At 71.7% G+C, this 19,484-nt stretch carries 19 protein-coding genes; 3 read left to right on the top strand and 16 right to left on the bottom strand.

What is annotated here, in order from left to right; translation table 11 throughout:
* Positions 1-172 precede the first annotated feature (172 nt).
* Entirely contained in the window at positions 173-982 is an 810-nt protein-coding gene (locus IFT72_RS10395; protein WP_371741252.1) for a GH25 family lysozyme, read from the top strand.
* Between the two features lie 59 nt (positions 983-1,041).
* Here IFT72_RS10395 and IFT72_RS10400 read toward each other — a convergent pair whose 3' ends face one another.
* The 4 genes from IFT72_RS10400 to IFT72_RS10415 all read right to left on the bottom strand — a co-directional run bounded on the left by IFT72_RS10400 (position 1,042) and on the right by IFT72_RS10415 (position 3,450).
* On the bottom strand, positions 1,042-1,539 hold the full coding sequence (locus IFT72_RS10400) for a helix-turn-helix transcriptional regulator (protein WP_056059200.1): 498 nt from the start codon (positions 1,537-1,539) through the stop codon (positions 1,042-1,044).
* Between the two features lie 158 nt (positions 1,540-1,697).
* Positions 1,698-1,898, bottom strand: coding sequence for a hypothetical protein (locus IFT72_RS10405; RefSeq protein WP_192046388.1), 201 nt, complete (start codon positions 1,896-1,898; stop codon positions 1,698-1,700).
* A 105-nt stretch (positions 1,899-2,003) separates the two neighbouring features.
* Positions 2,004-2,837 carry a CPBP family intramembrane glutamic endopeptidase gene (locus tag IFT72_RS10410; RefSeq protein WP_192046389.1) on the bottom strand — a complete coding sequence of 278 codons (834 nt, stop codon included), beginning with the start codon at positions 2,835-2,837 and terminating at the stop codon, positions 2,004-2,006.
* 43 nt (positions 2,838-2,880) lie between these two features.
* Positions 2,881-3,450: a recombinase family protein gene (locus IFT72_RS10415; RefSeq protein ID WP_192046390.1), complete on the bottom strand. Its 570-nt coding sequence runs from the start codon at positions 3,448-3,450 to the stop codon at positions 2,881-2,883.
* A gap of 434 nt (positions 3,451-3,884) precedes the next feature.
* Between IFT72_RS10415 and IFT72_RS10420 the strand changes: the two genes are divergently transcribed.
* Both IFT72_RS10420 and IFT72_RS10425 read left to right on the top strand, forming a co-directional pair.
* Positions 3,885-5,381: an amidase gene (locus IFT72_RS10420; protein WP_192046391.1), complete on the top strand. Its 1,497-nt coding sequence runs from the start codon at positions 3,885-3,887 to the stop codon at positions 5,379-5,381.
* Positions 5,382-5,394: 13 nt separating this feature from the next.
* On the top strand, positions 5,395-6,141 hold the full coding sequence (locus IFT72_RS10425) for a TetR/AcrR family transcriptional regulator (protein ID WP_206758286.1): 747 nt from the start codon (positions 5,395-5,397) through the stop codon (positions 6,139-6,141).
* A gap of 49 nt (positions 6,142-6,190) precedes the next feature.
* Here IFT72_RS10425 and IFT72_RS10430 read toward each other — a convergent pair whose 3' ends face one another.
* The 12 genes from IFT72_RS10430 to phnC form a co-directional block, all read right to left on the bottom strand.
* Positions 6,191-6,808 carry a DUF2461 domain-containing protein gene (locus IFT72_RS10430; protein WP_192046393.1) on the bottom strand — a complete coding sequence of 206 codons (618 nt, stop codon included), beginning with the start codon at positions 6,806-6,808 and terminating at the stop codon, positions 6,191-6,193.
* The gene (locus IFT72_RS10435) at positions 6,805-8,040 is read right to left on the bottom strand and encodes an amidohydrolase family protein (protein ID WP_192046394.1); all 1,236 of its coding nucleotides are present in this window, start codon (positions 8,038-8,040) and stop codon (positions 6,805-6,807) included. Before IFT72_RS10435 ends, IFT72_RS10430 begins: the two co-directional genes overlap by 4 nt.
* 231 nt (positions 8,041-8,271) lie before the next feature.
* Positions 8,272-8,565, bottom strand: a complete 294-nt coding sequence (locus IFT72_RS10440) for a hypothetical protein (protein ID WP_192129371.1) — start codon at positions 8,563-8,565, stop codon at positions 8,272-8,274.
* 163 nt (positions 8,566-8,728) lie between these two features.
* Positions 8,729-9,646 carry a GntR family transcriptional regulator gene (locus tag IFT72_RS10445; RefSeq protein ID WP_192046396.1) on the bottom strand — a complete coding sequence of 306 codons (918 nt, stop codon included), beginning with the start codon at positions 9,644-9,646 and terminating at the stop codon, positions 8,729-8,731.
* Positions 9,647-9,672: 26 nt separating this feature from the next.
* Complete coding sequence (gene pdxA, locus IFT72_RS10450) at positions 9,673-10,713, bottom strand: 4-hydroxythreonine-4-phosphate dehydrogenase PdxA (RefSeq protein WP_192046397.1); 1,041 nt, start codon at positions 10,711-10,713, stop codon at positions 9,673-9,675.
* Complete coding sequence (locus IFT72_RS16665; RefSeq protein WP_192046398.1) at positions 10,710-12,053, bottom strand: four-carbon acid sugar kinase family protein; 1,344 nt, start codon at positions 12,051-12,053, stop codon at positions 10,710-10,712. Before IFT72_RS16665 ends, pdxA begins: the two co-directional genes overlap by 4 nt.
* Complete coding sequence (locus IFT72_RS10460) at positions 12,050-13,168, bottom strand: 2-keto-3-deoxygluconate permease (protein WP_192046399.1); 1,119 nt, start codon at positions 13,166-13,168, stop codon at positions 12,050-12,052. The genes IFT72_RS16665 and IFT72_RS10460 overlap by 4 nt, the downstream gene beginning before the upstream one ends.
* A 119-nt stretch (positions 13,169-13,287) precedes the next feature.
* Positions 13,288-14,526: an alcohol dehydrogenase catalytic domain-containing protein gene (locus tag IFT72_RS10465; protein ID WP_371741254.1), complete on the bottom strand. Its 1,239-nt coding sequence runs from the start codon at positions 14,524-14,526 to the stop codon at positions 13,288-13,290.
* Positions 14,523-15,323: a phosphonatase-like hydrolase gene (locus IFT72_RS10470; protein WP_192046400.1), complete on the bottom strand. Its 801-nt coding sequence runs from the start codon at positions 15,321-15,323 to the stop codon at positions 14,523-14,525. Before IFT72_RS10470 ends, IFT72_RS10465 begins: the two co-directional genes overlap by 4 nt.
* Positions 15,320-16,717, bottom strand: a complete 1,398-nt coding sequence (locus IFT72_RS10475; RefSeq protein WP_192046401.1) for a TIGR03364 family FAD-dependent oxidoreductase — start codon at positions 16,715-16,717, stop codon at positions 15,320-15,322. Before IFT72_RS10475 ends, IFT72_RS10470 begins: the two co-directional genes overlap by 4 nt.
* On the bottom strand, positions 16,714-18,552 hold the full coding sequence (gene phnE / locus IFT72_RS10480) for a phosphonate ABC transporter, permease protein PhnE (protein WP_192046402.1): 1,839 nt from the start codon (positions 18,550-18,552) through the stop codon (positions 16,714-16,716). Before phnE ends, IFT72_RS10475 begins: the two co-directional genes overlap by 4 nt.
* A complete protein-coding gene (gene phnC / locus IFT72_RS10485) occupies positions 18,549-19,433 on the bottom strand; it encodes a phosphonate ABC transporter ATP-binding protein (RefSeq protein WP_192046403.1) in 885 nt (294 codons plus the stop codon). Before phnC ends, phnE begins: the two co-directional genes overlap by 4 nt.
* Between the last annotated feature and the right edge of the window lie 51 nt (positions 19,434-19,484).

Below are 19,484 nucleotides of genomic sequence, written 5' to 3' on the forward strand. Positions count from 1 at the left end.
ACCCCGCTTAGCAAGGATCGACAACGTCGCAGGCGACGCGGCCTGCACGGAGGTCCCGTCAAGGCTCGTCCGCGTGCCACAGATACGACCGTCCGCTCTGCCATCGTTTATCGGGACTGGTAGCGGGTCCAAGGATGTGCCCGCTAGCGCTGCACCCGTAGCCTCGTGTCCTGTGGAGCCCGACGCGAACGAACCCAACGAAAACAGAGACGACGCCTCAGCCAGAGCACGCGCCCTTCCTCGACCGCGTCGGCAGCGCCGCTTTGTGCTCGGGGCCGCCGCAGTTGCCCTCGCCATGCTCGTCGTCGCCGCGCTCCTCTTCACGGGAACGCTCTGGCCCACCCGCACAGCAGCCCTCCGGTACCCGGTGCAGGGCGTCGACGTATCCGCCTACCAGGGCACGATCGACTGGGACATCCTGGCGGAGGAGGACATCGACTTCGCGTGGATCAAAGCGACGGAAGGCTCGAGCTACCAAGACCCCCGATTCGACGACAACTGGGCCGACGCCCACGACACCGACCTACTCGTCGGCGCCTACCACTTCCTCAGCGTCGACAGCCCGGGAACCGACCAAGCAGCCAACGTCATCGCCACCGTCTCCCGGCACCGAGGCGACCTGCCAGTCGTGGTCGACGTCGAGTGCTACGCCACGTACTGCGACACCCCTCCCCCGGCAGCCACAGTCAGGGAGGTGCTCGACCCGCTCCTGCTCGCCATTGAACAGCAATACGGCCGACCGGCCGTGCTCTACGCGACCCGCGACTGGTACGAGCGATACCTCGCCGGGAGCTACCCCGACAACCCCATCTGGTTCCGCTCAGTCGCCACCTCACCGCATCTCACCGACGACCGCGACTGGACTTTCTGGCAATGGTCGGCACGCGAGCAGCTCGAGGGTTACGACGGTGATGAAGAGTTCATCGATATGAACGCCTTCCGAGGCAACCGCGAAGAACTGGAGTCATTGCTGCTGCCCTGACCCCCACTGTCGCGGCCGCCCTGATGCCCGCAGCCGGATCCCCTATCGGGACGCTGTGCCTACCTGCTCGTCGCCTCGTCCGTGGTGGCACGGGAGAGGGGATAGGCGCGGTCCAGGCGCGGGCTGAGGACGACGAGGAACAGGAACATCGACAGCAGCCACCCGGCGACCCAGTAGGCGGGAATCGAGAAGATCGCGACATTCGGCACGACGTCAGCGGCGACTGCGACGACCACGGCGATCGTGAAGAGCACGCCCACCCCGTAGTACAGGGCTCGGAAGCCCTCCTCGACACGGCCCCGCCGTTCCTGCTGGCGACTCGTCCGGTCATCGAGGGCGGTGACCGAGCGGCCGTAGTCGTCCGAAGCGACGGTGACGAAAAGCTCGCGGACCGGAACACCGAACGCCTTCGCCACCCGCGACAACGTGTCGAGGCTCCCGTCGTTGCCCGCCTCGAGCCTCTGGACGGTACGGACGGTCACACCGCTCTCGTCTGCGAGGCGTTCCTGGGTCCAACCCATCTGGGTCCGGAGATCGACGATCCGTGTCTCATTCATGAACCTCACACTAAGAACGACCGGCGCCGAGGTCCACGACACCGACCCGACAGGCACCCGACACCTTCGCGACAGAGCACCTCGGGGCACCCGGCCCCATCAAGGCCGCAGCCGCAGCCAGCGGTCTCAGATTGGGTCTATCAGCGATCGGCTATCGCCTATCGGGCGTCCGGATCGCGCTTGAGGATCCGGGCATTGAGGTAGATCGTGATGAGTGCGCCGCCCAGCGTGAAGTACATGCCGGTGTGGGAGCGATCAACCACCAGCAACGTCACTGCCGCGATAGCCACGAGTGACGCGGCAATCAAGAAGAACAACGCTAGGGATCGCTTCGAGCTTTGACCGCCGTCGGTATCCATGCTTCTACGCTCTCTCGCCAGAGGGCCAGCGTCAAGAAACCGCCCGCGTTGTCGCGACCTCCTGATGGCTATCGCCCCCGTTGTCGAGGCCGTTTCCGCTCGGTGTCACACGGAATCAACTGCCCTCGGGCTAGCTGCCGGTAGGGACGCAGGGCCTGCTGCCTGGCCGCGGATGAAGAAGAAGGCAACGATGCCGACCACGATGATCGAGATGTTCCCCGCATCTGCCACAGCCGAGACGGGGCTGCTGGCTGGCCACGACGCTTGGAGGAACACCCCAAGGTCGAACGTCGTGTGCAGGAGGATCGGCCAGATCACATTGCCGGTGACTCGGAGCGCCAGGTAGAAGCAGATCCCCGTCCCGAACGCCAACACGATCTGGAGCCCGGTCGCAAGGGGCGCTTGACCGACGACGAGATTGCCTGCGTGCAGCAGCGCGAAGATCCCCGCCGAGAGTGCCGCCACTGCACCCTCCGGGTAGCTCGCGCGCCTGAGGAGATCGACGATGAGGCCACGGCAGAGCACCTCCTCCGTGAAGCCGACGAGAACACAGGTGAGCACCCACACAGACAGGACGTCCGTCCCGATCGCCGCGTAGTCGACGCTCAACAAGTGCAGAACGTTGAACCCCGCCACGACCACGACCACGCCCCACATCCACCTCCGCCCGCGGAGAGGCTGCCCTCGGAACAGGGCTCCAGCAAGACCGGCCGACCTCGCGAAGATGACCAGAACGGCAGCACCGACCACCAGGGGCAGGACTGAACCGACGAGCATCGCGTTCGCGGCCGTCAGCGACCATGTCGACGTCAACGACCGGGCGATCACGACACATGCAGCGAGGAACGCAAAGTAAACACCTCCCGCCAGCACCGAAGGCAAGAGACCCCCTCGAGCCCAGAACGCCTTCCAGCTCGAACGCAGATCAGCGAGCATCATCAGCGAACCACTGCCTTCAACACGAGGCGTGATCCGACGGCGATCACGCCTGCTCCCCCCGTTGGATCGCGCGATAGACCGTCGAGCGGGCCACGCCGAAGAGCTCCGCGATCTCGCTCGTGGTGTGGGCGCCGGTCCGGTGCAGCTGCACGAGGTGCTTCTCCTGCGAGGCGGTGAGCTTGGGCTTGCGGCCGCGGAGCTTGCCAGCAGCCTTGGCGATCGCCATGCCCTCACGGGTGCGGGCACGGATGAGGTCAGCTTCGAACTCGGCGACCATGCCGAGGACGTTGAACAGGAGCCGACCGACGGGGTCGGTGGGGTCGTAGACCGCTCCCCCGAGGTTGAGCGAGACGCCCTTCTTCGTCAGCTCATCCGCGATGTCGGTTGCGTCCCGCAGCGAGCGGGCGAGACGGTCGAGCTTCGTGACGACCAGGACATCGCCGGTGCGGCACGCAGCCAATGCTTCTCGGAGGCCGGGCCGCGCTCGAGTCGTGCCCGACAAGCCGTGGTCAACATGGACGTGTTGATCGTCAACACCGAGTGCTGCAAGACCGTCACGTTGTGCTGCGAGATCCTGTCCTGAGGTCGAGACGCGGGCGTATCCGATGAGCATCCGACGACTGTAGCGTTTAGACCCCCGTCACCGGGCATTTTTGCGGGACAGGCATACGCGAATACGCAGGCCGGGCGCCGCTTCACCTCAACCGGCCGAACACGGTCGCGAAGAGTGTCCCGATGAACGACCGTCTAACGGGCGCCCGGTCTGCGGGCTTCCCAGAAACCCGGACCGGTTCGATACCCCGTTTCGAACCGGTCGCCATTTCTGGCCGGCAGATCCGACTGTCAGGCGAGTCCACCCGGAATGGATCGTGCATGGACGCCGCCGCCAACTCCGGCTTGCCAAACAGAGCTTTGGGCGGACCCGCTCAGCCGCCACCCAATTACCAAGCCTGAGGATCTGCCCCACGAACACCGGCGGCAGTCGGCGGGTGCTAACGTTTTCTTGTTAGCACCCGTTGGGTGACCACAGACTCAGTAGGAGCAACAATGTCCGTCCAGAAGCCCACCTCGGTGCAGATCGCCGACCTCGCAGCGGAGATCGGTTACTCCGACATCGCTGCTGCCCCCGAGGAGTACACAGCGATGATCTCCGGCATGGTCGGCGTCCTCGACGCCCTCAACGCTATCCCGGAGCCCGAAGTCCTCGTCAGCCGCGACACCGTCGACTACACAGTCCCGACCGCTGACGAGGACCCCCACCACGCATGGGAGGTGCGCACCTCGATCCCGGGTGCCGACTCAGGTCCCCTGGCCGGAGTTCGTCTCGGCGTGAAGGACAGCATCCTGGTCGCCGGTGTCCCCATGCGTAACGGCTCCAAGGAGCTCGAGTCGTTCGTGCCCAACGAGGACGCGACCATCGTGACCCGTGCCCTCGCGGCTGGCGCCGAGGTCATCGGCAAGACCACCAACGAGTACTTCTGCATGTCCGGCGGGAGCCACACCGCCGCCTCCGGCGTCGTGCACAACCCCCACCGCATGGGCTACTCCTCCGGTGGCTCCTCGAGCGGCAGCGCCGTCGCGCTCGTCACCGGCGACGCCGACATGACCTTCGGCGCCGACCAGGCCGGCTCGATCCGCATGCCCGCCTCCTGGTCCGGCGTCGTGGGCCTCAAGCCCACGTACGGCCTGGTGCCCTACACCGGCATCGGCACCCTCGACGGTTACTTCGACCACGTCGGCCCGATGACTCGCACCGTCGCCGACAACGCCCGGCTCCTCACCGTGATCGCCGGCTCCGACGGCATCGACTTCCGCCAGAAGGACATCGTCGTCGGCGACTACCTCAGCCGGATCAACGACGGCGTCGAGGGGCTCAAGATCGGCGTCCTCACCGAAGGCTTCGGGACCGAGAACGCTGAAGCCGAGGTCGACAAGACCGTCCGCGACACCGTCGAGGCCCTCCGTCAGCAGGGCGCGATCGTCGAAGAGGTCTCCATCCCGCTGCACTCGCTCGGGGGCGCGCTGTGGACTGCGATCGCCATCGAGGGCATGGCCGAGACGGTCCTGCGCAACCAGGGTCTCGGCTTCGGGCGTCCCGACTACTACCCGGTCGACATGATGCAGCACCTGTTCGACCACAAGGGAGACGCCGACGCGCACCCCGCGAACGTCCGGCTGTTCACCCTCGTCGGGAAGTACGTCGACCAGCAGGCCGGCCGCCTGCACTACGCCAAGGCCGTCAACCGCGCCCGCACCCTCCGCGCCGCCTACGACGCAGAGCTCGCTCGCTTCGACGTGCTGGTCACCCCGACCACTCCGCAGACCGCACGCCCGCTGCCCGACCCGAACCACGGTGCTGGGGCAGCGATCGGCGCCTCGATCGAGATGTCGACGAACACGACCCCGTTCAACATCACCCACCACCCCGCCATCAGCGTCCCGTGCGGCACCGTCGACGGGCTCCCGGTGGGCATCCAGCTGATCGGCAAGCACTTCGATGAGGCGACCCTGTTCCAGGTCGGACAGGCGATCGAGAACCTCTGACACTCCTGAGCCGGTGAGATCATGGTCTGCAGCCACGATCTCATCGGCTCTGCTGTACCCCCGACACGAAAGGCACGCGTTGACTCGTTCTGAGGAGATGCGCATCCGCATCCTCGACACCGCGCACGACCTTCTCAACGCTGAGGGCCGCGACGCCGTCACCACGCGCGCGCTCACGTCGGCCCTGCACATCCAGGCGCCCACGATCTACCGGATCTTCGGCGACAAGCAAGGACTCCTCGACCAGGTCGCCCTCCACGGCTTCTCCGCACACCTCGCGACCTGGACCGGCTGGACACCCGGCGCTGACCCGATCGAGTCCCTCCGTCAGGGGTGGGACATGCACATCGACTGGGGCCTGCTCCACCCGCAGGTGTACTCGATCGCCTACGGCGAGCCCCGTACGGGCACCTCGTCCCCGGCTGCCGATGCCATCGACGCGATCCTCCGGACGCAGATCGAGGTCGCCGCGAAGGACGGCCTCTTGGCTGTTCCCGTCTCCGACGCCGTCAACATGATCCGCGCGACCGGGGTCGGAGTGGTGTTCACCCTCCTTGCGATGCCTGACGGCTCCCGCGACATGACCTTGTCCACTCGAGCCCGCGAAGCGACACTGGCAGCGATCCTCGCCGAGCCGGCGAACCGTGACGAGCGCGATGGTGCCGCGATGCAGCTCAGACACCAGCTCGAGGACACGACCGCTCTGACGGAGAACGAGCGCGCCCTCTTCGGCGACTGGCTCGACCGCCTCGCAAAATAGGCAGCAAGCGCACATGCGCTTGCTGCCTACTCGACGTGGCGGGGCGTCGTCACACTGAGTTAGCCCCGCTGTCCACCCACTTTCGGATCCACCGGATCAGTGGTTCCGTCTCGTCCCACGTTGCCCCGATCACGTCTCGAGATGCACTCAGCGGCAGTTGCCGTAGAGCAGCGAAGGATTGCAGCCGAAGCAGCTCGATCCGCGGGTGGTCCCTGGGGAACCCTCGTGGCGCTGTTCGCAGTGACGGGCCCGTGACGGTGTACCCCTTGCCCTCGAGATCGTCGAGGATCTTCTCGAGGGCAGTCGCAGCGTGTGGTCGCTCGTCGATGACGGTGCGCGCGGCGCCGAGCTGTTCTCGGGTCGGGCTGTAGAGCCCCCCGCCGAGCTCGAGCCCCTCATCGGATGCCCGGAGGTACATCAAGCCAGCAACCATGGCGGCGGAGGTCCGGTAGGGGCTCTTGTCCCGGGCAAAACGGACGTCGCGATTCTGTCGCAGCACCTTGCCCGGCCCGTACTGCTGTTCCGCTTCTCCTAGGAGGAGTTCGATCGGTACGCGCACAACGCGTTCCCACTCATCCCGGTGGGCGTCAAACCACTCCCTGTTGTTGTTCTGTCGGAGTCCGGCGAAAAAGCCAGCGAGGTCGCCGTCGAAGTACGCTCCGCTCACATCTGGACCTTCGAGCCGCGGCGCCAGACCGCGGCGACGTTGAGCGTGTCCGAGATCGTGGACGTCGGGTCGCCGTCGACCAGCAGCAGGTCGGCGCGGAGGCCACCGGCGATCCGGCCGCGGTCGGTGAGGCCGAAGTGCCGAGCGGGCACGGACGTCGCGGCGGCCAGCGCCTCCACGGGGCTGAGGCCGGCGCGCACGAGCATCTGCAGCTCGTGGTGAACGCTGGCCCCGTGCGCGAGGCCACCGAGTGAAGGGTCCGGTGCCGAGGCATCGGTGCCGACGAGGATCGGGACACCGGCAGCGTGCAGAGCTCGAACGGTGGCGAGGACGTCGTCGACACTGCCTGCGGGGTAGTGGTTGAAGGAGCCCTGCAGGGTCGCGAGCCAATGGGGGGCGAGCTTGGAGCTGACGCGGGTGTCGGTGGCGAACTCGGCGCCGGTGACCCCGATGATCGAGGAGTTCAACACGATGCACGGGACGACGAAGACCCCGGCTGAGGCGATGAGATCGATGATCTCGGGCGTGGGGGCCTCGTCGACGAACAGGTGCGCGAGACCGTCGATCCCCGCTGCGAGGGCCATGCGGGTCGCGCCGACCGTCAGCGTGTGGGCCAACGTCATCATGCCGAGGCGCTGAGCTTCGGCGACGCCGGCGTTCAACGTGGCCTGGTCGAGCATCGGCAGTCCCGGAGCGTTCGCGGCGGAACCGTCCTCGATCAGGAACTTGATGTAATCGGACCCGGATGCGATCAGCTCCGGGATGAACGCGACCGCTTCTTCGGGGGTGGTCGAGAGAGGCATCACGATCTCGCCGAGACCGGGTTCGCCCTCGCCGGGGAATGCGCCCTCCGGGATGATCTCGAACGGGTGTCCGCCGGGAGGGGTGAGTCCGAACCCGGAGGACCGAACGTCCGCGACGTCGTCGTTGGTCTCGATGTCGACCCGCTGGGGGGCCGTGAGGACCCCGCCCATCTCCAGCTCGGTGGTGACCCCGAACTGCAGCGCGAGCCGAAGCGCGTCGAGGGATGAGTGCGTGTGAGCGTCGATCAGCCCCGGCAAGAGGGTCTTACCGGTCCCGTCGATCGTCGCACCCGTCGCAGTGAGCGTCCGGTCGCCCGAGGTAGAGGGGCGGACCGAGACGATCGCAGTCCCGTCGATCATCACCGTGTGGTTCTCGAGGGTGTGTTCGCCGTCGAAGACGCGAACGTTCGAGATGGTCATGGAGGTCATGGCAGTCCTGTTCTCCGTGGAGCCGCGACCAGTTGTCGCTTGCTAACAAAATCATGTTAGCAGCACGAGATCAGGGGTGTGCGGCTCGGCTGTCCAGCGGAGCAGGCGTCCCGATGGGCGACCGCCTGTCGGACAGCCACCATCGACGTCAGGACGCGGGCTCCATCACCCCGAGCGCGGCTAGCTGCGGCAGGAAATCGCTCGAGTCCGCGGAACACGATGCGGGAACTTCTACCGGAAGTACTCGGCCCAGAGCACGTCCGCCTCCAGGCCCGGGGGCAGGAAGGTCAGGCCGGATCTCGTGATCAGGTCGACCACCTCCGCCGGGTCCTCCGTGGTGAGGAGGAGCTCGAGGGCGCCGACAGGGTTCGCGGGGAGACCGCTCGCCAGGACGGTGAACGCCGTCGGTCTCCTCCAGCGCCTCTCGACGAGCAGGGCCACGAACAGGCCCGCCGCGATGCCGGAGCCTGCCGTCCCCACCCGGAACTCAGCCCTGAGGCCGCGGAGGTCGCGCTCGGTCAACACGGAGGACGCCTCGCGCACGGCCGGCCACGACGGCACGGCGACCCCTCTGATCGCACTCTGACGCGAAGGGCGGATCCTCCTGTGGATCACCGCCGCGACGCCGAGGACGCTCGTGACGGCGACGGCAGCGACGACGGGCGCCCACTCGGAGTTCAGCAGCAGGTCACCGTCTCCCCCGCGCGAGGCCGTCGAGGTCCGCCGCGAGCTCCCGGGCCCTGCGGGCCAGCTCGTCGAGGCCGGCCTCGCCCGGGAGTGCGCCCGGCTCGCGGGATGCGTCATCGACGGGCACGGGCGCAGACGCGGGCACCGGCACCGGCACCGGCTCGACCTCGGCCCGGCCGTCGTCCGTGACGACGTCGACGTCGAACACGACCCGGTCGGCGCGGTGCCACGTCCGGAAGGTCTCCACCGGCACCCCCGACCGGTCGAGGGTCGTGCCCTCGAGCAGCAGCACCGGCGACCCGTCCGGCACCTCGAGGGCCTCGGCGAGCGCACCGGACGCGCTCACGGCGCGCACCTGACGCCTCCCCGACACGAGGCTCACCCCGTACGTGGAGCGCAGCACCGCGTGGAGGGACGTGTCGGTCAGCTGGGCCGTCGTGAGCCCCGCCCCGATGCTCTCCGGCAACCAGGTGTGGATCAGGGCGATGGGCTCGCCCTCGGCCCGACGCAGACGACGGAGACCGACCACGGCACGGACGCCGAGACGCGCCTCCGCGGCCTCGTCGTGCTCCGGCCCGAGCGCGAGGACGCTGGTGGTGACCGCGGGCACCTGCGTCGACAAGCCCGACAGCCGCTGCACGAGGCGGTGGTGCTCGCCGCGCGGGGCGACCACGCTGCCGCGGCCCCGCCCACGCCTCACGAGCCCCTCGGCGGTCAGCGACGACAGGGCCTGCCGCACGACCGAGCGCGAGACCCCGAAGTGCGCCTGCAGCTCCGCCTCGGTGGGCAGGTCGGCGCCCACCGGCAGCGAGCCGTCCACGATGTGCGACCGCAGGAGCGCGCTGAGCTGCGCGTGCAGGGGCCCCGGGGCGGCGGGGCCGACCGCGTCGGCGTCGAGCTCGGTGAGCCAGGTCGACACGGTGGTCCCTTCGGTGGTGCGACAGGTCAGGGCACGGCGGGGTCCTGCTGCTGGGCGGTGCGCCACACGTGCTCCCAGCCGGGGGCGAGGGCGGCGGCGCGCTCCACCGAGAGTACAAGGCTCGCCTCGCGGGCGATGCCCTGCCCCGCGATATCGAACGCGGTGCCGTGGTCGACCGAGACCCGCACGACGGGCAGCCCCACCGTGATGTTGACGCCGTCGTCGCCGTACACGGCCTTGAAGGGCGCGTGCCCCTGGTCGTGGTAGCAGACGACGATGATCTTGTACTTGCCGCGGACGGCCGCGGGGATGAGCGCGTCGCCGGGCACGGGGCCGACGACGTTCAGCCCGCGGGCCCGCGCGGCCTCGACGGCGGGGGCCAGGATGTCGGCGTCCTCGTCGCCGAAGAGCCGATTCTCGCCCGCGTGCGGGTTCAGGCCCGCGAGGCCGATCAGCTCGTCGGGGGTGCCGAGGGAGGCGGCGAACGCGCCCGCGAGGTCGAGCACCTGACCGGTGCGCTCGGCGGTGATGCCGTCGATCGCCTGGCGCATCGAGACGTGCGTCGTCAGGTGGAAGAACGACAGGTCGCCGGCCGACAGCACCAGCGAGAAGTTCTCGACGCCGAACTCGTGCGCGAGCAGCTCGGTGTGGCCGGGCCACTTGTGGCCTCCGGCGTGCATCGCGGCCTTGTTGAGGGGAGCCGTGACGATGCCGTCGACCTCTCCCTCACGGGCGAGACGGCACGCCTCCACCACGAAGCGGTAGGCGCCGTCACCCGCCTCGGGGCTCAGCTCACCCACCGGCACGTCGGCGAGGGAGGGGCCCGTCTGCAGCAGCTCGATCGTGCCGGGCTCGTTCGTCGCGTCGGCGACGGAGGCGATGACGCGCACCAGGTCGGGGTCGCCCCCGACGGCGACGACGCCGCGGCGCATGGCCGCCTCGTCGCCGATCACGACGGGCACGGCCCGCTCGCGGAGGTCGTCGTGGTGCAGCAGGGTCTTCGCGGTGATCTCGGGGCCGATGCCGGCCACGTCTCCGAGGGTCAGTGCGAGTCGCGGGAGGGTCATGAGGGGTCTCCTTCTTGAGTGTCGGATCGGTGGGGGATGTCGAGGAGGTCGGTGACGACCTCCGTGATCGTCGCGGCGGTGCCGAAGCCGCCGGCCTTCGTGACGACCGCCGTCCCGTGCAGGCGCCCGCCCTCCAGCGTGCCCCAGGGCACGCCCTCGCGGAGGGCCCCGCGGACGACGAGCGCCTCGGCTCCCGCCCGGCGGAGGACGGCGCGGGCGCCCTCGCCGCCGACGAGCACGAGGGCGACGTCGTCGACCCCGCCCCGCTCGTCGACGAGCCCGTCGGTGAGCACGGCGAGCGCCTCGGCGATCCGCTGCGCGTCGGTCGGGCCGCCCGCAACGTCGGGCGACGCGGGAGCCAGGGAGTCGCGGGGCGGCGCGAGCAGGACGGTCACCTCGGCCGCGGACGAGTCAGCAGGGGACCAGGAGCGCGCGAGGGCGGGGGCGAGGTCGCCCGACCGGACCTCGTCGAGCGTCGGCGCGACCGTGCGCACGACCGGTCGCGGGGCGCCCCCGGACTCCGGCGCGGACCGGAGGAGGTGCTCGCACTGGGTGCGGGACGCGTCGTGCAGGCTGCTCACGACGACGACGACGTGACCCACGCGGTCGACGACGACGGGCACCGGCACCGGGAGCCCGGCGCCCCACGCGCGCGAGACGGCGACGGCCAGTCCAGCGGAGCCCACGGGCACGGCCCGCGCGCCCAGGCGCACGACGGCGTCGGCGGTCGTGCGGAGCTCGTCGTCGGTCGTGGCGTCGACGGTGACCACGTCGTGGCCGGAGGCCGCGGCCCCGGCGAGGAGCTCGGCGGCGGCGCCGCCGCCCGCGCCGGTCACGGTGACCGACGAGCTGCCGGGCAGAAGGGCGGAGAGGTCGCTCGTCGCGACCGGCGTGACCGGGTCGCGACCGACGGCCGTCGTCTCGACGCGGGCGCCGTCGACGAGGAGAGCGCCCTGCACCACCGTGCGGCCCATGCCCGGGTACGCGGGGGTGACGACGGCGAAGGCCTCGGGGCACCCGACCCGCCACGCCTCGAGGGCCCCAGCGACCTGCGCGGCGACGGACCCGCGCATGGTCGAGTCGATCTTCACGAAGACGAGCTCCGCGCCGTGCTCGGCCAGGTCGCGCACGGCCTCGGCGGTGACGGCGCGGGCCTCGCCCTCGGGGAGGGCCCGGGAGTCGGTGACGACGGCCGTCACGGAGCCGGGGCCCCCGAGGGGCGCTCCCCCGGCGCCGAGCACGAGGCGGCTCGTCCAGCCGTCGCGGGCGAACTGCACGGCGGAGTCGGCGGCGCCGGTCAGGTCGTCGGCGACGAGGCCGACCACGGGGCCCGCCGTCACGCGGCGCCTCCGTCGGTCGGGCGGCGACGACCCGGGGAGTCGCCACGGCCGGGATCGAGATCGCGATCGGGAGCGGCGGCGGCAGCGGCCGCGTCGTGGGCGAGCACCGCCTCGGCGTCGGCCTCGGCCGCGATCTCGTGGCTGCGGTCGCCGCCCTGGCGCTTGAGCACCCAGGCCGCGAGCAGCGGTGCCAGCACGGCGCTCACGAGCACGGCGGAGGCGACCTGGGCGGTGGCGACCTCGACGTACGGGGCGAAGCTGGGGTCGGCCGCGCCGACGATGGCCGGGGTGGCGATGGCGTTGCCGGCGGTCGTCGCCGAGGCGATGCCGATGCCCGACTCCTTCCCGCGGCGGAGCAGGAGGCGGAAGCCGAGGTACGTCGTGGTGCCGGTGAGCAGCACCGCGATCACACCGACGACGATGCCCGACAGGCCGCCGGTGACGACGTTGCCGAGGTCGATGCCCGTGCCCAGGGCGAAGGCGAAGAACGGGATGACGATGTTGGGCACCGGGCGCATGACCTCCGTCCACCGGGGGTCGAGGTTGCCGACGACGATGCCGAGCAGCAGCGGGATGACCGCGGCGAGCAGCAGCGTGTAGGGGATGTCGGCCAGGCCGGCCGCGCCGAGGAAGAGCAGGGAGAAGAAGGGGCCGTCGTTGACGGCCGAGGCGATGTACGCGCCCCGGTCACGCTCGCGGCCGTAGCGGCCCGTGAACGCGAGCCAGATGCCGCCGTTGCTGTTGTCCATGCTGACGAGCAGGGCGAGGATCGAGACGCCGAGGATCCCCTCGATGCCCACGACGGTGCCGAGGACGACGACGAGGGTCGCCGGGATGATCGACTTGGTCAGCAGCAGCACGCCGCTGGTCGCGAGCACCGGCCCCGAGGTGCGGAGCGTGATCTGCATGCCCGTCGCGAAGATCAGCACGCCGATCAGCGGCAGGGCGCTGTCGCGGAAGAGCGCGGTCGTGAAGTTGCCGAGGTCGAGGAAGCCGGGCGCGAACGTGCCGACGATCGACCCGATGATGAGCGGGATGAGCATGAGCCCACCCGGGATCTTGTTCATCCCGTCGAACAACGGGACGCGGCTGGTGATCTGTGGTCCGACGGCCATGGCGAACTCCTCTGCGGGTGGGGGCGGCGGTGCCCGAGCGCACTCCGCGAGGGAGTACGTACAAGGTGTACCGACACTACGTCGTGCTCCCGAGCGCGTCAAGGCCCCGGGGCCCGCGGTCAGCGCCGCGCCGGCCGCACCCCCACCCGCACCGCTCCCGCCGACGCCGCCCGGTCGATCCCCGCGTCGAGGTCGGCGAGCGCGACCTCGTCGCCCACGAGCTCGGCGAGCGGCCAGGCGCCGTGCCGCCGCTCCACGAAGCGGGCCGCCTCGACGAGGTGCCGTGGCGCGTAGTTGTGCACTCCCCTCACGGTGACCAACCGACGGACGACGCTCTCGGCGTCGAAGGCGACGGCCGGAGCCGGGAAGACGCTGCCGACGAGGACGGCCACGCCTCCCACGCCGAGCCTCGTCAGCGCCGAGGCGACGGCCGAGGGCGCACCGGAGGCCTCCACGGCCACGAGGGGGGCGCCTCCGGCGACCTCGAGGGCACGGTCGACGCTCTCCGCCGCACCGGGCGCGGCCACGGGGTCGGCCGTCGCGACGGCTCCGAAGCGGGCGGCGAGGGCACGACGAGCAGGGTCGGGATCGACCACGACGACGCGGGCTCCGGCGTCGGTCGCCAGCGCCGCGACGGTCAACCCGATCAGGCCGGCGCCGAGCACGAGCACCACCACGGGGGCACCCGCAGCGGCACCTGCACCTGCACCTGCACCTGCACCGACGTCGACACCGCCGCCCAGCGGCACGATCGCCGACGCCGCGTCGAGCGCCGCCACCGCGGTCGCCGTGCCGCACGAGACCGGCGCGAGCAGCGCCGCGTCGAGGTCGTCGGCGACCGGCACGACCGCCGTACCGGCCTTGACGTGCACGTGGGTCGCGAAGCCGCCGCTGAGCTCCCACCCGGTCTCGAGCCGCTCGTGCCCGTACTTGCGCACCCGCTCGCACTTCTGCGGCAGGCCCCGCCCGCAGGTCGCGCACACGCCGCAGCTCACCGTCAGCGACCAGACGGCCCGCTGGCCGACGACGACCGGCGTGCCGTCGACCGCGACGGCCTCCTCGCCGACCGCGACCACGCGGCCGACCTGCTCGTGGCCGAGCACGAGCGGCGTCGGCGCCCCGCGGTCACCGCGCGTGGTGTGCACGTCGGAGCCGCAGATCGTCGCCAGCTCGACCTCGACCAGCAGGTCGCCGGGCGCGAGCCGCACGCTCGGCACGGCGACGGCGTCGTGCGGGCGGCCGGGCTCCGTCCAGACCATCGCGGTGGGCGCGGGGTCGAGGCGCAGCTCGACGAGGCTCCCCGCCGTCGGGGTGCCGGCGGCGGCACCGACGACCGGGGCGGTGTCGACAGTCGTCACGCGACCGGCACGGCGACCGCGGCGGGCGCGGCGACCGGCGCAGCCGCCGGCACCGCGACTCCCGCGAACTGCGGCAGCCCCGCCAGCTCGCGCACCGAGTCGAGCACCACGTCGGCGCCCGCCGCGAGCAGCTGCTCGCGGGTGTGCGCCCCGGTCGTCACGCCGACGACGAGGCCGGCCCCGGCGGCCCGGCCCGAGAGGATGTCGCTCGTCGTGTCGCCGACCACGGCGACGGCGGCGACCGACGAGGCTCCCGTGCGCAGCAGCGCCGTGAGCACGAGGTCGGGCGCGGGGCGGCCGCGACCGGCGTCGACCGGCGAGAGGACCGCGTCGACCGTCCAGCCGAGCGCGTCGAGCAGGCGGTCGCGCGTCGCGGGCGAGAACCCGGTCGTCAGCACGACCGACCGGCCGGAGGCGCGGAGCGCGTCGACGAGGTCGCCAGCGCCCGCGATCGGCTCGACCCCGAGCTCGTCGACCAGCTCGCCGTAGGCCACCTCGAACTGCTCGTTCGCCCGCTGCGCGAGCGGCTCGTCGCCGCCCGTCAGGTGCCGGAACACCTCGATCTTCGACTGCCCCATCGTGTCGCGCACGTGCTGCAGCGCCTCGTCGCGCGTCAGCGTCGGGCCCAGGTCGACCCGGTCGGCGACCCGCGCGAAGGCCTGCTCGACGACTCCGTCGTCGACGACGGTCGTGCCGGCCATGTCGAGCACGACGAGCTCGATCGCGGGGGCGGCGGGAGCCGCGGGAGCCGCGGCGGCAGCGGAGGCGGTGGCGGAGGGTGCGGAGGGGGTGCTCATGAGGCGGTGCTTCCTGTGAGGAGGGGGAGGTCGCGGCCGGAGGGAGCCGCGGCCCGCGACGTGGTGGCGGTGGGAGAAGAAGAAGAGGAGGCGCGGGCCGACGACGCGCCCAGCGCCGCGTCGCGCCCGCCGTCGAGGTGCGTCCCGACGACGTGCTCGGCGAGCCCGAGCCCGGTGGTCATGCCGATGCCGGTCGCGACGACCGTGACGAGCACGCCCGGCTCGACCTCGTCGACGACGAACTCGTCGCGGCCCGAGGCGTAGACGCCCTGCCACCGCTCGGTGACGACCGGCTCCGCGCCGAACAGCACGCGGAACTCGTCGAGGAAGGCCGTCGCGGCCCGCTCGCTCTGGAACGGCGCGATCGCCGCCCCCTTCTGGTGGCTGTCGCCGACGATGACCGTGCCGTCGGGCAGCTGCGTGTACATCTGGTTGAGGTCGAGCGCGGCCAGGTCGGGGCGCTCGGCGTGCAGCCGGGCCCGCACGGCGTCGGCGGCGGTCGTGCCCGCGAACGCGCTGTAGCGGATCAGCGACCACCCGGTCAGCAGCGGCGCCACGAGCGGCCGCGCGAGGTCGGCCCGCACGCGCAGCATGTCGAGCCCGCAGCGCTCCAGCGCCGAGCGCTCGGCGAGGTCCGGCAGCAGCTGGTCGAGGTCGTGGTTGGTCGCGACGACCACCGTGCCCGCCTCGATCGGGCCGCGGCTCGTCTCGACGCGCCCCGAGGCGACCGAGCCGACGGAGGTGCGGGTCAGGAAGCGCACCCCTCGCGACTCGAGGTGCCTGCGGATCGCGTCCGCCGCCTCCCGCGGGTCGACCTGGAGGTCGTACGGCAGGAGGGCACCGCCGAGCGTCGTGCCGGGAGCGACCGGGGCGAGCGCCGCGAGCGCGGCCTCGTCGAGGGGCTCGATCTCGGGGCGGTCGCCGAGCACCCGCGCGGTGCGGGCGGCGGCCAGCTCGTCGAGCAGGGCGAGCTCGTCGGCGTGCCGGGCGGCGACCAGGGTGCCGCGCTGCGACACCCAGAAGTCGGCGTCGCGGGCGAGCCGCAGCCAGAGCTCGCGGGCGGTGACCGCGTGCCGACGGGCCTCGCCGCTCTGCGGGGTGAGGCAGAGGTGGCCGAAGTTGCGCACCGTCGAGCCGCCGATCGCGGCCGAGCGGTCGACGACCAGCACCGAGAGTCCGCGGTCGACGGCGGCGAGCGCCGCTCCGAGGCCGACGATGCCGGAGCCGACGACGACCACGTCGTGCCGGTCCGCGGCGGGGCGGCGGGCGGGGGCGGAGTCGGGTGCGGGGGCGGGTGCGGTCGCGGTGGTCGCTGCGGCGGAGGCGCTGACCGGCCCGACCGTGCCGGCGACGGGCCAGCGGGACGGCGCGCTCGTGGGCGTGACCCCGCTCATCGGAACACCCGCCGCATCCAGATCGCGAGCCCCTCGACGGCGAGCACCGTCACGAGGATCATCAGCACGATCGCCGTCACCGTCGCGTAGTTCGAGCCCTGGCTGGCGTTCAGCAGGTAGTAGCCGACGCCTCCCGCCCCGACGATGCCGAGCAGCGTCGCGGCGCGCAGGTTCGTGTCGAGCATGTAGAAGGTGTGGCCGATCAGCGCGCGGGTGCCCTGCGGCAGCGTCGCCGAGGCGTACACCTGGCCGCGCGAGGCGCCGGTCGCGGTGAGCGCGCGCTCGGGGCCCGGGTCGACCTCCTCGAACGAGTCGGCGATCAATTTGCCGAGCAGCCCGACGCCGCCGAGGGCGAGCGCGAGCGTGCCGGCCTGGGTGCCGAGGCCGGTGACGACGATCAGCACGATGGCGAGGATCACCTCGGGCACTCCGCGGATTCCGACGAGCAGCAGGCGCATCCCGCCCCGCAGGCCGGGGCTCGGCGCGACGTTGCGGGCGGCGAGCGAACCGATCAGCAGCGAGCCGCCGACGGTGAGCAGGGTCGCGGCGAGCGCGATCGAGATCGTCTCGCCCATCGCGGCGAACATCGTCGACGCCTCGTAGCTGCCGAACGACGGCGGCCAGAACTGCACGGCGACGGCGGGCACGCCACCCCACACGGTGAGCAGGTCCGACCAGGCGACGTCGCAGACGAGCACGCTGGCGACGACGACCGCGACGGCGGCCCAGCCCCACGAGACGCCGCGCACGCGAGCCCTGTCCCACGGGCGGCGCAGCGCGGCCTCGACGGCGGCGGAGGGCGTGCCGGAGGCGCGGGTCAGGTCGGTCGAGACAGGGGCCGCCGCGGGGGCGGAGACCGGGCCAGCACCGGAGGCGCGGGTCGAGCCGGCAGCGGAACCCGCCGTCTCGGGGGCGGCGGCCCCCTGCCGGCCGGCCCCGCGCCTCCTCGTGACCCCGCGCACCACGCGGTCGCCGAGGCCCCGCCCGGTCGGCGCGACGCCGAGCATGGCGGCGCGCACCGAGCTCGAGACGACCTCCATGACGACGCAGAGCACGAAGATGACGAGGGCGTAGCCGAGGCCGAGCCCGTACTGCAGCGACTTGAAGGCGAACGACATCTGCATGCCGAGGCCGACCACGCCGACGTAGCCGAGGATCACGCTGCCGCGCAGGTTGATGTCGTTGCGGTGCAGCACGGTCGCCACCCACGACGGCAGCACCTGGGGCAGCACGCCCGCCGTGAACTGCTGCAGGCGGGTGCCGCCGGCGGCGCGGACGGCGGTCCGCGGGCCCTCGTCGATCTGCTCGATCGCGTCGGCGAAGAGCTTCGAGATCATGCCGACCGAGTGCAGCCCGATGGCGAGGATGCCCGGCAGCGTGCCGAGCGTGAAGAGCAGCACGAAGACCATGGCGAGCACCACGTCGGGCACCGCGCGGGCGAGCACCGTGACGAAGCGGGCCGCGGCACGCCAGACCGGCCCGGGCGTCGTGTTCGACGCGGCGAGCACGGCGACCGGCACCGAGAGCACCGCGGCCAGCAGGGTGCCGCAGATCACGAGGCCGAGGGTGAGGGCGGTGAGCTGCAGCAGCTCGCCGAGGGGCGGGAACTCGATCGCGCCGACGCGGCCGAAGAAGCGCTGCGCGTTCGACCAGCTCTGCACCATGCGGGCCGGGTCGATGTCGACACTGCGCAGCGCGAGCACGCTCGCGACGAGCAGGGCCAGCAGCGTGAGGCCCACGGCGACGCGCTCGGGCGAGGTGCGGCGCCGGGGAGGCGCGGTGACGGGAGCCAGCGGAGCCCCGGTCGTGCGCGGGCGCTCGACGACGGCGCTCATCGGACGGCGTCCCCGCGGAGGGGAGCGGTGCCGGTCGCGGCGCCGGTCGCACCGGCGGTCGCGCTGCCGACCGTGCTCAGCTCGAGCTCGATCGCCTCGAACTGGTCGGTGCTCGTGGCGACGCGGCCGTAGATCTCCATCACCTGCGCCTTCGAGAGCCCCTCGGTCGCGGTGTCGAGCACGACCTGGCCGTGGCGCAGGCCGACGATGCGGTCGGCCCACGAGAGGGCGAGGTCGACCTGGTGCAGGCTGCAGATGACGGTGAGGCCCTCGTCGGCGGCGATCTCGCGGATCAGCGCCATCACCTGGTCGCTCGACTCCGGGTCGAGCGAGGCGACGGGCTCGTCGGCGAGCAGCACCTGGGGCCGCTGCATGAGGGCGCGGGCGATGGCGACGCGCTGCTGCTGGCCGCCCGAGAGGGTGTCGGCGCGCTGGTAGGCGCGGTCGAGCAGGCCGACGCGCTCGAGGCGGGCGAGCGCCTCGACCTTCGCGGCGCGGCCGTACGACCAGAGGCCGAGGCGGGGGCCGCGCACGGCGGCGAGCGAGCCGGTCAGCACGTTCTCGAGCACGGTCAGCGACGGCACGAGCTCGAACTGCTGGAAGATGAAGCCGACCTCGCTGCGCAGCTCGCGGAGCGCCCGGCCGGTGAGGCGCGTGACCTCCCGGCCCAGCACGCGGACGGTGCCCGACGTGGGCCGCTCCAGCCCGTCGACGTGGCGCAGCAGCGTCGACTTGCCCGAGCCCGAGAGGCCGAGCAGCACGACGACCTCGCCGCGGGCGACGGTGAGCGACGCGTCGTCGAGCGCGACGGTGGAGCCGAAGTGCTTGGTGATGCCCTCGAGGGCGACGACGGTCGCGGCGGGGTCGGCGTGCGGGGTCATGGGTCTCTCCGGGGGCTCGGTGGGGCGTGCGCGGCGGGGCGGGCGGGTGCG

Origin of the sequence: Frigoribacterium sp. CFBP 8754, assembly GCF_014841815.1 — a bacterium.
GTDB classification, from domain to species: Bacteria; Actinomycetota; Actinomycetes; order Actinomycetales; family Microbacteriaceae; genus Frigoribacterium; species Frigoribacterium endophyticum.

What these genes read in the sequence shown, in the direction of transcription:
- IFT72_RS10470 (WP_192046400.1), bottom strand. Translation starts at nt 15,323, where the DNA reads ATGAGCACCCCCTCCGCACCCTCCGCCACCGCCTCCGCTGCCGCCGCG.
- phnE (WP_192046402.1), bottom strand. Translation starts at nt 18,552, where the DNA reads ATGAGCGCCGTCGTCGAGCGCCCGCGCACGACCGGGGCTCCGCTGGCT.
- IFT72_RS10415 (WP_192046390.1), bottom strand. Translation starts at nt 3,450, where the DNA reads ATGCTCATCGGATACGCCCGCGTCTCGACCTCAGGACAGGATCTCGCA.
- IFT72_RS10420 (WP_192046391.1), top strand. Translation starts at nt 3,885, where the DNA reads ATGTCCGTCCAGAAGCCCACCTCGGTGCAGATCGCCGACCTCGCAGCG.
- IFT72_RS10400 (WP_056059200.1), bottom strand. Translation starts at nt 1,539, where the DNA reads ATGAATGAGACACGGATCGTCGATCTCCGGACCCAGATGGGTTGGACC.
- phnC (WP_192046403.1), bottom strand. Translation starts at nt 19,433, where the DNA reads ATGACCCCGCACGCCGACCCCGCCGCGACCGTCGTCGCCCTCGAGGGC.
- IFT72_RS10460 (WP_192046399.1), bottom strand. Translation starts at nt 13,168, where the DNA reads ATGGCCGTCGGACCACAGATCACCAGCCGCGTCCCGTTGTTCGACGGG.
- IFT72_RS10405 (WP_192046388.1), bottom strand. Translation starts at nt 1,898, where the DNA reads ATGGATACCGACGGCGGTCAAAGCTCGAAGCGATCCCTAGCGTTGTTC.
- IFT72_RS10410 (WP_192046389.1), bottom strand. Translation starts at nt 2,837, where the DNA reads ATGATGCTCGCTGATCTGCGTTCGAGCTGGAAGGCGTTCTGGGCTCGA.
- IFT72_RS10475 (WP_192046401.1), bottom strand. Translation starts at nt 16,717, where the DNA reads ATGAGCGGGGTCACGCCCACGAGCGCGCCGTCCCGCTGGCCCGTCGCC.
- IFT72_RS10435 (WP_192046394.1), bottom strand. Translation starts at nt 8,040, where the DNA reads ATGACCTCCATGACCATCTCGAACGTTCGCGTCTTCGACGGCGAACAC.
- pdxA (WP_192046397.1), bottom strand. Translation starts at nt 10,713, where the DNA reads ATGACCCTCCCGCGACTCGCACTGACCCTCGGAGACGTGGCCGGCATC.